Here is a 13,192-nt window from a genome sequence, read left to right as displayed (position 1 = left end):
AATGGGTCTCTGTGTTTTAGGACTGCCTTCAGAACCTTTGGCTTTCTCCCCGTATTGTCTATTCAGAGACATAACATCTGCGGCCGGACACTTTGATAAACGGAACATTGAACCTTATAATACATGTTATAATGAACAAAAATGACGGAAGTTTGAATTGGATGCTAAAACAGAACAAATCATAGTTGATGCTCCCCTTTCTGCCAAAATGAAAGCAATGATTGGCTTTCGCAATATAGCGGCACATGATTACCAGGAATTCGTCATCATGAAAAAATACTTGAGAATCATTTAAATGATTTTTTTACAGTATACCTCGGCCATCGAAGAAAGAATTTCAGTTTTCTATTTGAATACTGAAAAGCGCACAGCTCTTGGTGAGCCGTGCGCTTTTTTGCAATTCTATTATTTCCTCTCCGTTTTTTAACTTATTCCTTCACGAAGAAACATAATTCCCCATCGTATGAAAAGCATCAAACTTCTTCCCATTCAGCTCCTCAATCGCTTTAATAAACGTCTTTGTCGTATGAGGTGTATCGTATAGAATCCTGAAATATTCTCCCCGCTTCTCTTTTGGTGTTTCTTTATAGGAGTTGCCTACCATCCATCTGCCATAAAAATAGCTGGGGAAATAGGTTTTTTGGACAGGGTCAGAGAAAAAGCGGAAGGCGTTGTTGGCTTCTATTTCGGTGATTCCGCCTTCTTCGATCAGATAAGCGATGACTTCTTCTTTTGTTTTCTGTCCAAGATTATACTGATAGCAGGCGTTTGTTGTGAACATCCGCTGATAATCAAGATAGTTTCTTGCAAGCTGGTATTGCTTCTTCTGATTATCGGTAATGCCTGGAGTTTCTTCGTTGGGATCATCCCAGCCAAGGAAGCTTAGCGCTGTCTCTGGCCCGCCTTCGAATAAAGCATTTGTCGGGCTGTTGATCAGATAATAGGATGCCTCCAGCGGGAGTTTGCCCTGCTTGAACAGATAATCCCAGCGGCAGTAGAAGGCCTGGTGGCCCGGGTATGCTTCATGTGTCATGATTTGCGCCAATATCGGCTCAGTCCAGGGGCGGTCGATATTAAATGTAAGGTTCCCGCGGTAATCCCCTGTGTACTTAGAATAGCCGCTCCAGAACACGCCCCGTATACTCTTGATCCAGTCAATCCCATCCTCTTCAGGAAGTCCGATAACTCTTGAAAGGGTGCCTTGCTTGCTTTTTTCGCGGAAGTTTTCTGCGACAGACGTCACTTCATCAGGTGCTATGAGCGTGTCTGAACGCCATGCTTCCGCTTTCTCCCGAACAGTCCCCTTATATCCTAAATCTGTCAGCCCCTTTTCAACCAGCTCCTTTGCATGCTCAAACTGCTCATCTGTAATAAGATCGGATGGCAGCTCTTGAATATTGGCGATCAGTTCATCATATGCTACCTGATCTCCCTGCAGGCTTCTGGCGAAATAGCGGAACCCATTGACCATGGAGCGCAGATACTCTCCTTTATGGCCCTCGATTGTTGTTATGGCATTTTCTACTTCATCAAGAGACCTGCCTATTTCATCAAAGGTCGAAAGTGAAGAAGCTGTATCACTATAGCTGGCAGTGGCCACTTCCTGTTTATACATCTTTTGAGTTTGTTCATTTAAGCTAAGGACAATGTCTACAATCTTTTCTCCTGTTGGTGCGTCCGTCCATCTAAGCATTGATTTTTTCCTCCTTTTCAGCTGAAGGTTTTGATAGATTCCATAATTCTTCAATGTCAGAGATGATAAGCTTCAGCAGGCTTTGGTATAATTGCTCGCCCTTGCCGGCTGTGGCTTCTCCTGCATTGCCCATATAACCGTCTTTGAACAGCTTCTTGCCTAAGTTCTGAAACTTGATTTTCGGATTCATTGCTACCTGATGATTCCCTGCCAAAGAAGGATCGGCAAGCTCTTCACTGATTGCCAGCACAAGAGAAGTTTCATCCTCGCCGCCATGCCCCGGCCCTTTGGTGATCGTTAATATCTGCTCCCTGTAATCGATCCACCAGTTGATGGTCAGGACGCGCATCCCCAGGTCAGATAGCTTTTCAGCCACAATACTGAGACTCGGTATATTTCCCCCATGTCCATTAAATAGGATGATTTCTTCAAATCCATTTCTATGAAACTCTTTCCCAATTTCAAAAACATACTGTGAAAAAGCTTCAGCAGAAATATCGATCGTTCCTTCAAACGGGGCAAGTGCCCATGAATGGCCATAGGCGATTTCCGGAGCCATTAAAATCCGATTGCCGACTTCCTTCTCGAGCCTCCGGACGAATTCACGGGGAATCCATACATCAGTTCCGAGCGAGCAGTGGGGGCCATGTGTCTCCATCATGCCAATCGGCAGCAGCACAGTACTGACCGACTCTTTTATTTCTTTAAACTGCAGGGCCGTCAAATTCATCATATACATAGAAATGCCTCCTATTCTTTCATATGTTTTAAAATCATTTCTGCAAGCAAAGCTGCTCTGTATGGGAGATTATCCAGGTTCACATGCTCATTTTCTGAATGAGCACTCTCTCCAATAGGCCCCAGCCCATCTATCGTCGGGATATCGATGCCGGCTGTAAAGTTCCCATCGCTGGCTCCTCCAGAAGATCCTTCCTTCAATTCGTAGCCATGGGAAGCAGCAATCTCTTTCAGGTCCTTATATAAAGCTTTCACTGCTTCGTTCCGTTCCAGCGGGAAGCGTTCAAACTCGCCGATCACTTCTGCTTTTGTTCCCTCTACAAAGCTCGGCCGGTTCCTGATTTTCTCCATCAGCTGAAAGGCCTGTTCTTTTTTGGTTATGCGCACATCAATTTCGGCGGAAGCTTCCTTCGCAATCACATTGCACCGCGTCCCGCCCTGTATCACACCGGCATTAATGGATATTCCTTCTTCCTTATTGGCGAGCTTCTTTAAGTCGATAATCTGATAGGCGAGTTCTTCGACGGCACTTGCCCCGTCCCACGCATTAATGCCGGCATGGGCAGCAACACCCTCAACTTTTAAAACAAATTGCCCGGCACCTTTGCGTTCCGTCTTCACAGCACCATCCGGGCTGATGCTGGATTCCGGCACCAGAACCAAGGAGCTTTTCTTTGCTTCTTCGAGAATAATATCCTTCGAATGCACACTGCCTATTTCCTCATCAGTCGATACCAGAAATGCCACTTTGCGGCTGCCAATTTCCCCGAATTCCTTCAATGCTCTCAATGCCCAGAGAGTGATGGTCAGGCCGCCCTTCATATCAAACACACCGGGCCCGTATAAAATATTTCCGTCCCGCTTTATCGGGATCGCTCCCACGTCCCAAACAGTATCCATATGGCCAATCACGAGAATCTGCTCTTTATCTCCCTCTCCATATGTAAAGAGATATTGATTTCCCACCTCCTCTTTATCTATTTTTCTTACTGGCCCGCCAATTAATCTGGCATACTCCTCACTCAGTACCTCCCCACAGTGATCGACATGGGACTTTGAGTAGGATGGAGATTCGGCTTCTGTCAGTTTCAACAGGGTTTCGATCATTTCAGTTTGATTTTCTTTTAAGAAACTCAAAATTTTAGACATTGCAGCCTCCTTTCTTTAAAAAACCTAATTGTTTTTCTAGCCTGACTGCCCTTTTTAGTAATCGAATATCTTCTTTATGTTTGCCGGCCAGCTGCATGCCAATCGGCAGCCCTCCTTTTGAAAGCCCGGCTGGAATAGTTACAGCCGGATGCCCAGTTACATTGAAGATGCCAGTGAATTTCATTTCATCATCCATCTCCAGGGCAGGATCCTCTTTCGGCGCGGGATAGGAGACTGTCGGCATGAGCAGAATATCGGCAGCATTCAGTGCTTCATCAACCTGCTGCCGGAGTGTTGCCATTTGCTCCCTGGCTTTCAAATAGTCAAGCGAGTTATGCCGCAGTCCCGCTTCAATCTGCTTATAAGTGACAGGTGCGTAATCTTCCTTTCTGCCGGCCCATTGCTCATGAACCAGTGCCGCCTCTGGCAGGAGTACATTCATCAAGATGTGCTCCGTTTTATCGAATAAAGGGATATCACTCTCTCTTATTTTCCAGCCGGCTTTTTCTGCCTCGGTTAAGGTGTTATTATAGGCAACCATGACATCCTCTTCCGCTCCATAGAGGAAAGAGGGAGGCAGCACCCCTACAGTCAGTGCCTCTTTATCATCTGAAAATTCAGCCACCTGAGGACACAGCGATTCCATAATAACCAGCAGGTCTTCAGCACTCTTAGCCATTGGCCCGGCATGATCAAGAGAGCCTGACAAAGGGAATGCACCTTCAACAGGAAGAAGGCCATATGTTGGCTTCAAACCGGCAATCCCGCAATAAGATGCCGGTACCCTGATGGAACCTCCAGTATCCGTACCAAGAGAAAACAAGCTCAGCCCTGCCGCTACCGAGGCAGCTGATCCGCCGCTCGAGCCTCCAGCTGTCTTTGACCGATCCCAAGGATTATTCGTTTGGCCATAATCAGGATGGACAGCCCCGTATGCAAATTCAAGCATATTGGTTTTCCCTGTCATCACAGCGCCGAACTGATCCAGAAGCCGTATCAATGGCGCAGTTTCCCGAGGGATATGGCTATTTAAAATCCTTGAGCCGCAAGTCGTCTTAACTCCACTTGTATCGAACAAATCTTTTACACTGAAAGGAATGCCAGCTAAAATGTGCAGCTTTTCCTTCCTTTTAAAAGCCCTCTCAGCCTTTAGAGCAGCTGCTAAGGCACTTTCCTCCGTAAGAGTGATAAAAATATTGAGCTCTTCATTCAATTCCTTTACTCTCTTGCAGATATCCTGAACGACTTCGACAGGCGACAATTCTGTTTTCCGATAAAGCTCGGCTGTTTCAATGATTGAAAGTTCATCCCATCTTTTCATCTTAATCTCCAACAGCCAATAGAGGATCGTCCAGGTTAATGGCGAGAGATGTTACCAAAAACAAGATGATGCCATCTGTATTTGCATGGTACTCCTTTATGCTGTCTCCAAACTCATCAGTGATTTTCCCAACAAAATCACCTTTTTTAACAGCATCGCCGACTGAAACCGATGGATACCATAAACCTTTGTGGTCAGCCCTGTACCAGTCAAAAGTATTCAGCAGCCTCATCGGTTTATCTTCTGCAGTGCCGGAGAGATTTCCAATATGGCGCAGCGCGTTCTTAGTGCCCTCTTGCAGGAGAAGGGAGCTCTCCTTATCCAGGATTCCCTGCTGCCCGGCCTCTGCGATGATCGCTTTTTTACCCTGGAAGCTGGCTGAACTGTAAGTAGATCCCCCTACCTGATCGGTTGAACTTACTATATATTCAATCCCCATGGCAGAAGCAAGCTGACTGGATTCGGCTGCCAGTTCCTGGTTTTCTCCCTTATGATAAATCGTGAAAGGGACAAGGGCTTCAATCATATCGCCGCCATGAAGGTCAATGATATATTCCACAGGTTTGAAGGCTGTCTCTGTTAAAAAGAAGGCCAGCCTTTCCGCTGCAGTTCCATCCTCCTTGCCAGGAAAAACCCGATTAAGATTCTTTTTGTCATCTGGATGAACATAGATGCTTCTGGCATAAAAAGAAGCAGGGTTTGCGATTGGGAGGACTGCTATTTTTCCTTTTACATCTTCTGCTGATAAATTTCTGCCGAGCTCCAAAGCAGCATCGATAGATGTATATTCACAGCCATGGATGCCGCCGAGTATAAGGGTCGCCGGTCCATCTTCCGCTCCATTGATCAAAAAAGCCGGAAGTTTTTCCTGGATCCCCGGGAATTCAAGATAGCCTTTTACTTTTTCTCCCCTGCCGGCAGCAAGATTTCCGAATTTCCACATACAAGCTCCTCCCCTTCTGTTATGTAATTGAATAGAAGCGGCCGTCTGCTGATTTCAAACGGACGCTTCTTTAAAATTAAGGCTTACTCTTTCGTCAATTTTTGGAACGGCACATACCAAGTGTTCATAGGGTTGATTTCATAGCCTTTAACCCATGTTCTCTTAGCGGTTTGCACCAGGCGCTGTGCCGGGAAGATATACGGCACTTCCTCTGCCATGATGGCCTGGACTTCTTTATAGACCTCTTCACGGCGGGCTTCATCAACTACTTCTCTTCCTTCTTCAAGAAGCTGATCGACTTTGCTATTATCATAGAAAGCGAGGTTGAAGCCCGGGCCTTTGCTGGAAGAATGGGCAAAGTACCACAGATTATAATCCGGGTCGGCATAATCCGGAGTCCAGGCAGCCAGAGCCAGCTGATGGCCGCCGCTTGTGACTGTTTCAAGGAATGTCGGCCATGCCAGAGTCTTGATTTCCAGGTCAATTCCGATTTGCTTCAAATCTGACTGCATCATGACGGCGATATTTTTACGGACTTCATTGTTTTCGGAGATCAGGAGCTCAAGCTTGAATCCATCCTCATGGCCGGCTTCTTTTAATAGCGCTTTTGCTTTCTCAAGATCAAACTCTGGCTTTTGGATATCCTGGTTATAGCCAAACATGCCTTCAGGGATGATTCCGCCTGTTCTCTGTGCAGCTCCCAGAAGAATATCATTAATGATAGAATCGTAGTTTACAGCATGTGACAATGCCTGGCGGACCTTCACATCATTGAGCGGCTCTTTTTCCATATTGATGGCGATATCATCGATCTGGTAGCCAGGAGAGCTGACGATTTCAACCCCTTCTGTTCCTTTCATATTGTTCATAACATCCGGGGAAAGCATCGTATCATCGAGTAAATCGATTTCTCCTTTTTCAAGCATCAAACGGGCAGTTGCCGGTTCATTGACAATCTGGATATTTACGGTTTCAATCTTAGGAGCTTCTCCCCAATAATCTTTATTTGCTTTTAAGACCAGCTTCTGTCCGCGGTCCCAGCTCTCCAGAACATATGGCCCTGAGCCCATCTCTTTATCTGCAAGGAATGTTTCCCCAAGATCATCTCCATGGTTTTCTGCCAGCTTCGGATTGACGATATTGGCGTATACAGTTCCAAGGCTCTTCAGGAATGGAGCAAACGGTTTTTCGGTTGTGATTTTGATCGTATGATCATCGACAATTTCAAAGCTGTCTTTGTTGATGACCTTTGAAAATTGCCCGGCGGCTGATTTTCCAACATCGATGGCGCGTGTATAAGAATATTTAACAGCTTCGGCAGTAACAGGTGAGCCGTCATGGAACTTGGCGTCTTTATTTAAATAGAAAGTATAGGTTTTTCCATCTTCGGAAATATCCCATTTCTCCGCCAGCTGCGGCTTGACCTCTGTATCAGTTCCATCGTATGTCACCAATCGGTCATATAGCATGTAAGTGATTCTGAAAGAAGTATTGGCTGCGGTTCCGTGTGGATCTAAGTGAGGTATATCCTGGTTCGTTGCAAAGTTCAGCACATTTGGATCACTTGGTGCAGCACTTTCCTGGCCGGTGTTGTTTTCTCCTTCTGAAGCTGTGCCTTCACTCGTAGAGGTTTCCTGATTGTATTTATTGCAGCCTGCTAATGCCAGTAAAAGAACCAAAACGAGAGCCATCATTTTTAACAAAAAAGGTTTTCTGTTCACTTCTTTTCCCCCAAACTATTTTTATTGTAAAGATGCAAACAACCAGCCTAAGAAAGAATCGCCCCCCTTCAAGTACTGCTATTATCTATTTTTTGGATCCAGCAGATCCCTTAACCCGTCTCCTAAAAGATTAAAGCCAAGAACGGTCAGCAAAATAGCCATTCCAGGGAATGTCGCTGCCCACCAGGCATCACGCAGTATTTCCCTGCTTGAAGACAGCATGGCTCCCCACTCCGGGGACGGCGGCTGTGCGCCCAGCCCGATAAAGCTCAAGCCTGCTGCTGCCAGGATCACAAAGCCCAGGTCCAGGCTTGCCTGGATGCTCGCCGGCGCGATGGAATTCGGGATGATTTCCTTTAAAAGGATCCGGATGGGGTTTGCCCCAAGTGCCCTTGCAGATTCCACAAACTCCGAGTTTTTAATAGAAAGCACTGATGAACGGACAATCCTTGTGTACCAAGGCCACCAGGTGATGGCCAATGCCAGCAGTACATTTTCAATGGATGGCCCCAGGGCAGCTGCAATGGACATGGCCAGAATGATGCCCGGGAAGCTGAGAAAAATATCGGTGATCCTCATGATGGTCTGATCGACGATCCCGCCCATATATCCTGCGACCGCTCCAAGGATGGTGCCAATAGGGAAGGCGATCAGCACGACCAGCAGGCCGATTTTCAAAGAAATGCGTGTGCCGTAGATAATCCTGCTTAGAATATCCCTGCCCACCTCATCTGTTCCGAACCAATGCTCTGAACTTGGAGGAAGCAGCTTTTGCCCGATGTTTACCTGCAGCGGATCTTTAGGCGCAATCCACGGAGCAAAGATGGCGAGGACGATGATGAGGATGACTAATATTAATCCGATCAGTGTTAAAGGACTCTGGAAAATGCGTCTGGCCATTACGTTCCCTCCTTATTCATAATTAAGTCTCGGATCGATTACCTGGTATAAAAGATCGATGATCAGGTTTACTGTGATAAACAGCACGGCAATGAGGATGGTGACTGCCATGACTGCCGGGAAATCAAGATAGGTGATCGCATTGACTGCATACTTGCCGAGGCCCGGCCAGGAAAACACCGACTCTACCAGGACACTGCCGCCCAGTGAGTGACCGAAAGTCATTCCCAGGAGTGTCAGGATCGGCATCATGCCATTTCTCAGCGCATGGCCGTACAGCACCCTGTTTTCAGACCCGCCCTTGGCTGAAGCTGTCCTGATATAATCACTTCTTAATACTTCAAGCATCGAAGACCTTGTCATCCTCGTAATCATCCCGATTGTGACAGCAGCCTGTGTGACTCCCGGCAGAATCAGATGGATCACGGCAGAATTGAACACTGTCCAATTGCCGGTTAAAAGTGCGTCGATTGTGTACATGCCTGTGATATTTGTCGGCGGGGGAAGCCCGGTATCCAGCCTTCCTGATCCAGGCAGCACCCCCAGCTGCAGATAGAAAAACAGCAGGAAGATGATGCCCAGCCAGAATGCCGGCATGGCGACCCCTATCAAAGCCATGACCCGGGCGAATTGATCCGCGATTTTATCCTTTTTGCTGGCGCTAATGACTCCTAAAGGAATGCCAATCAGAATCGTGATAAACATGGAAAAAAAGGTCAGTTCCAAAGTTGCAGGAAAATACTGTTTGATATCCTCCATAACAGGACGGTGCGAATAATTGCTGTTTCCCAAATCTCCCTGCAGCAGATTTTTCATATAATTGAAGTATTGGACATATACCGGATCATTCAGACCCATTTTTTCCTGCAGCTCTTCAATTACTTTCGCGTCTGCGTACGGCCCTGCAGCCAATCTTGCCGGATCTCCCGGGATGGTGTTGGATATGAAGAATGTCAGCAGGCTGATGCCGATCAGGATCGGGATCATCAGCAGCAATCTCTTTAGCAAATAGCGGAGAGCATCCACTTATTCCGCCTCCTTTGTTTCTATGAAATTTGCGATTTTCTATTTGCCTCTTCTGGATGTACATGGATGCAGGCAACCCAGTGGTCCATCACTTTTTCTTTAAGGCTCGGCACGTCCTCTTTGCATGCAGCGGTAGCGGACGGGCATCTGGTATGGAACGGGCAGCCGCTTGGAGGATTGATGGGACTTGGCAAATCCCCCTGCAGGATAATTCGCTCTCTTTTCTGGGTAGGATCCGGCAGCGGCAATGCTGTTAAGAGTGCTTTTGTATAGGGATGCAAAGGATTTCTGTATAATTCCTCCACATGGGTAATCTCAACGATTTTTCCCAGATACATGACCGCGACCCTGTCAGATATATGCTGCACCACCGATAAATCGTGAGAGATGAATATGTAGCTCAGGTTCAGCTCTTTCTGCAGATCGACCATCAGATTCAGCACCTGGGACTGTACGGAGACATCCAGTGCTGATACAGGCTCATCCGCTATAATGAGCTTGGGATTCAAGGTAAGCGCCCTGGCAATGCCGATCCGCTGCCTCTGGCCCCCGGAAAATTCATGCGGGTAACGGTCCAGCTGATCTTTGCGGATGCCAATTTTATCAATGATGCCCTCGATGATTTTCATCCGCTCGGGCCTGCTTTTCATTCCATGTATGATCAGCGGCGCTTCTAAAATAGAGCGGATGGTGCTCCTCGGATTCAGAGATGCATAGGGATCCTGGAAGACAATCTGCATATCCCGGCGCAATTCTTTCATGTCTTTCCTTGGGAGATGCGTAATATTTCTTCCATTGAATAAGATCTCTCCGGAGGTAGGCTTGATCAGCTGAAGAATCGACCTTCCCAGGCTCGATTTTCCGCAGCCGGATTCACCTACTATCCCCAAGGTTTCCCCCTGCTCTACCTTAAAGCTGACGCCATCTACTGCCTTGACCGTTTTCTTCTCGCCCAGAAAGCCTTTTTTAAGAGTGAAGTGCTGTTTTAACTCCTTTACTTCCAGCAGTGTCAAAAGATTCTCCCTCCTTTCCTTCGTATAGCCAGCACGCAGCTTGATGATTCTGCCCGACATCCTTTATTTCCGGCATATTCGTTCTGCAGATTTCCATGGCCATCCCGCACCGGTCGTAGAAGCGGCAGCCCTGCGGCATTTTATCAGGTGAAGGCACCATGCCTGGAATCGACCCGAGCTTCTCTTTCTTAACTCCAAGCCTCGGCACAGAATCCAGCAGCCCTTTTGTATAAGGATGCTTCGGGCTGGCAAACAATTCTTTCACATCCGCCTGCTCGACGATTTTCCCGGCATACATGACCACGACCCTGTCACATACTTCAGCCACAACGCCCAGATCATGTGTGATCATAATGATCCCCATATCATTGGACTTCTTGAGCTTGTTCATCAGCTCAAGAATCTGCGCCTGGACTGTCACATCCAAAGCCGTGGTCGGCTCATCACAGATCAGCATGCTTGGGTTGCAGGCCATTGCGATTGCGATCATAATCCTCTGTCTCATCCCCCCGGACAGCTGGTGGGGATATTCATAGATCAGCTCGTCAGCCCTCGGAAGCCCGACCTCTTTCAGCAGTTCAATGATCCTGCTTTTTCTTTGGTTTTTACTTAAATCGGTATGAAGCATAAGCGTCTCATCAATCTGCTTCCCTACCGTGTGCAGGGGGTTCAGGGAAGTGAGCGGATCCTGGAAAATCATCGACATCTTATCGCCCCTGATTTTCTCCATCTGTTTCTTCTTATATTTGGTTATGTCGTTTCCATCCAGAACAATTTTGCCATCAAGCTTGGCCTTATCCGGCAATAGGCGCATAAGGGAAAGTGCTGTCATGCTTTTCCCGCAGCCGGATTCCCCGACTATCCCGACTGTCTCCCCTTTATTCACCTGGAAAGAAATCTGATCTAGTATTTTTGTATATTGGCCGTCCTTTTTTAACTCGAGGGATACGTTATTGATATCAAGCAGCACAGAATCACCACCTTTAGATTGTTAGTAGGCTTTTTACATTTTCCAATTCCTCAAGAGCATGCACATAATGATCTGAAAACTCCCTGCTTACCCGTTCCTCATCCTTCGATCTTAAAGCTTCCAAAAGCTTTTGATGATTCTCAACCACCAGTGCCGCCCGGTCCGGCAGCATATTGGCGACAGTCAAGAACATGGCGCCAACCTGGGTGTTCAGCTGTTTATGCATATGGATGAGCCTTTCATGCCGGGAGGCTTTGACAATGGTCTCGTGAAAAAGAATATCGCATGAAGCCTCTTCTTCCAGATCCTTATTCCTTAATGCCTCCCCAAAAACATCCAGGCATTCTTGCAATCTATTAAAATCATTTTCTGTTAAATGTTTTACAGCGAGCTCTGCAGCCTTTGCTTCCAAAAGGGCCCTTAATGTATAGATTTCATAAGCATCCTGGAAAGAAAGAGTCGTCACAAAGGTTCCTCTGTTGGTCTCGTGCTTGATAAGCCCCTCATTCTGAAGCATGCTCAAAGCTTCCCGGACCGGCCCCCTTGAAATATCAAGGCTTTCGGCCAGCTGTACCTGGTTAATCTTTTCACCTGGCTTAAGCGTTCCATTGAAGATCATTTTTCTGATTAATTTTGCTACATGGTCTGATAGATTTTCATGATTTAATAACATTCTTCTGCTCACCCTGCTCGTATTTGGCTTTTATTAGATTCAGATTTTCCCACGACATCTGCCGTTCGCCATTTTCTATTTCTTTGATAAGAGAGATCAATGTTTTCGTTAATGGCATCGGAATATGATGCCTTTCCCCTATCTCGACGATCGGGACGAGCTGCGAATCTATTTCGGTTCTTCGCTTTCTGACAGCCAGGTCCCGCCAGATGCCGCTCTTGGTTTTTTTATTGCTTGCCATCCGTTCGCTCAGCCGTTCCAATTGATCATTCAAGGTTTCTTCATCCGTCTCTCCCCTTGGATAGACCAATGCGGGTACCCAGTCATCAAACCCGATAGGGACAATACCAATCTCCTCAGCTACTTCCAGGATTTCAGCGCACAGCTCCATCAATGCTGGCCGCAGCTCCTTGTTCCGGACGACAGCGGCCATCGTTTCATCCACAAGTGCTGTTCCGTATAATAATCCTGCGTAAGACATCTTCCCCCATAAATAGCCCCAAATATTTTCTGTTACCTGTACAGGGCCCCAGCAGGAAAGGATATCTTTTAATTCCAGAACCCTTGCGCTGATATTACCATCCAGCTCCCCAAGGTATAGCGCGGCTGTACCGCCATAAAGGATCCGGCCCGGGCCCAGGTAATCCGCTGAGAAATTCACAAAACAGCCGATTGTCTTTTCCTTGCCAATCAATTTAGCAATCTGGTTTTCGCATAATCCATTCTGGAAGGAAACCACCTTGGTGTTTTCGTCAATCAAAGAAAGAAAAGGTTTCAGTGCCTCTTCGGTATGCTGCGCTTTTACACAAAGAAAGACAGTGTCCAATGGCTTTCCCTGCTCTACCAGCTCATCAGGTGTATAGGCGGTGCATGCTGCATTCAGGATCTCATCCGGACCTTCAATCCTGAGTCCCTGCGCATTCATCGCATGTACATGGTCTTCAGCCGAATCGCAGAATATCACTTTGTTTCCGTCCCTGACGAGATATGCTCCCAGCACCCCGCCTATTGCTCCCGCTCCAATAATCGTAATTTCCATTTCTTA

Annotated in this window: 13 protein-coding genes; 1 reads left to right on the top strand and 12 read right to left on the bottom strand. The window is 46.9% G+C overall.

Features of this window, described 5'->3' with window-relative positions; all coding sequences use genetic code 11:
- Positions 1–157 precede the first annotated feature (157 nt).
- Positions 158–295 carry a HepT-like ribonuclease domain-containing protein gene (locus CYJ37_RS27110; protein ID WP_180827280.1) on the top strand — a complete coding sequence of 46 codons (138 nt, stop codon included), beginning with the start codon at positions 158–160 and terminating at the stop codon, positions 293–295.
- 141 nt (positions 296–436) lie between these two features.
- Here CYJ37_RS27110 and CYJ37_RS08405 read toward each other — a convergent pair whose 3' ends face one another.
- From CYJ37_RS08405 to CYJ37_RS08350, 12 genes are all read right to left on the bottom strand, one after another.
- Positions 437–1,693, bottom strand: a complete 1,257-nt coding sequence (locus tag CYJ37_RS08405; protein WP_101549044.1) for a hypothetical protein — start codon at positions 1,691–1,693, stop codon at positions 437–439.
- A complete protein-coding gene (locus CYJ37_RS08400) occupies positions 1,686–2,432 on the bottom strand; it encodes a creatininase family protein (protein WP_101549043.1) in 747 nt (248 codons plus the stop codon). Before CYJ37_RS08400 ends, CYJ37_RS08405 begins: the two co-directional genes overlap by 8 nt.
- An 11-nt stretch (positions 2,433–2,443) precedes the next feature.
- Positions 2,444–3,580 carry a M20 family metallopeptidase gene (locus tag CYJ37_RS08395; RefSeq protein WP_101549041.1) on the bottom strand — a complete coding sequence of 379 codons (1,137 nt, stop codon included), beginning with the start codon at positions 3,578–3,580 and terminating at the stop codon, positions 2,444–2,446.
- Positions 3,573–4,901 carry an amidase gene (locus CYJ37_RS08390; RefSeq protein WP_101549039.1) on the bottom strand — a complete coding sequence of 443 codons (1,329 nt, stop codon included), beginning with the start codon at positions 4,899–4,901 and terminating at the stop codon, positions 3,573–3,575. Before CYJ37_RS08390 ends, CYJ37_RS08395 begins: the two co-directional genes overlap by 8 nt.
- A gap of 1 nt (position 4,902) precedes the next feature.
- Positions 4,903–5,844 carry a M14 family metallopeptidase gene (locus CYJ37_RS08385; protein ID WP_101549037.1) on the bottom strand — a complete coding sequence of 314 codons (942 nt, stop codon included), beginning with the start codon at positions 5,842–5,844 and terminating at the stop codon, positions 4,903–4,905.
- Positions 5,845–5,927: 83 nt separating this feature from the next.
- Positions 5,928–7,565 carry an ABC transporter substrate-binding protein gene (locus CYJ37_RS08380; RefSeq protein ID WP_101549035.1) on the bottom strand — a complete coding sequence of 546 codons (1,638 nt, stop codon included), beginning with the start codon at positions 7,563–7,565 and terminating at the stop codon, positions 5,928–5,930.
- Positions 7,566–7,646: 81 nt separating this feature from the next.
- Positions 7,647–8,465, bottom strand: a complete 819-nt coding sequence (gene nikC / locus CYJ37_RS08375) for a nickel transporter permease (RefSeq protein WP_101549033.1) — start codon at positions 8,463–8,465, stop codon at positions 7,647–7,649.
- 12 nt (positions 8,466–8,477) lie between these two features.
- Positions 8,478–9,491, bottom strand: coding sequence for an ABC transporter permease (locus CYJ37_RS08370; protein ID WP_101549031.1), 1,014 nt, complete (start codon positions 9,489–9,491; stop codon positions 8,478–8,480).
- A gap of 20 nt (positions 9,492–9,511) precedes the next feature.
- Positions 9,512–10,504 (bottom strand): ABC transporter ATP-binding protein, encoded by a 993-nt coding sequence (locus tag CYJ37_RS08365; RefSeq protein WP_257964197.1) that lies wholly within the window; start codon positions 10,502–10,504, stop codon positions 9,512–9,514.
- A complete protein-coding gene (locus tag CYJ37_RS08360) occupies positions 10,458–11,474 on the bottom strand; it encodes an ABC transporter ATP-binding protein (protein ID WP_101549029.1) in 1,017 nt (338 codons plus the stop codon). Before CYJ37_RS08360 ends, CYJ37_RS08365 begins: the two co-directional genes overlap by 47 nt.
- A gap of 13 nt (positions 11,475–11,487) precedes the next feature.
- Positions 11,488–12,147: a GntR family transcriptional regulator gene (locus CYJ37_RS08355; RefSeq protein WP_101549027.1), complete on the bottom strand. Its 660-nt coding sequence runs from the start codon at positions 12,145–12,147 to the stop codon at positions 11,488–11,490.
- Positions 12,131–13,186 (bottom strand): ketopantoate reductase family protein, encoded by a 1,056-nt coding sequence (locus CYJ37_RS08350; protein WP_101549025.1) that lies wholly within the window; start codon positions 13,184–13,186, stop codon positions 12,131–12,133. The genes CYJ37_RS08355 and CYJ37_RS08350 overlap by 17 nt, the downstream gene beginning before the upstream one ends.
- Between the last annotated feature and the right edge of the window lie 6 nt (positions 13,187–13,192).

It is taken from the genome of Bacillus sp. UMB0728 (genome assembly GCF_002858875.1).
GTDB classification, from domain to species: Bacteria; Bacillota; Bacilli; order Bacillales; family Cytobacillaceae; genus Bacillus_AB; species Bacillus_AB infantis.
The sequence above is the reverse complement of the archived record's forward strand: the minus strand, read 5'-3'. Positions and strand labels throughout refer to the sequence as shown.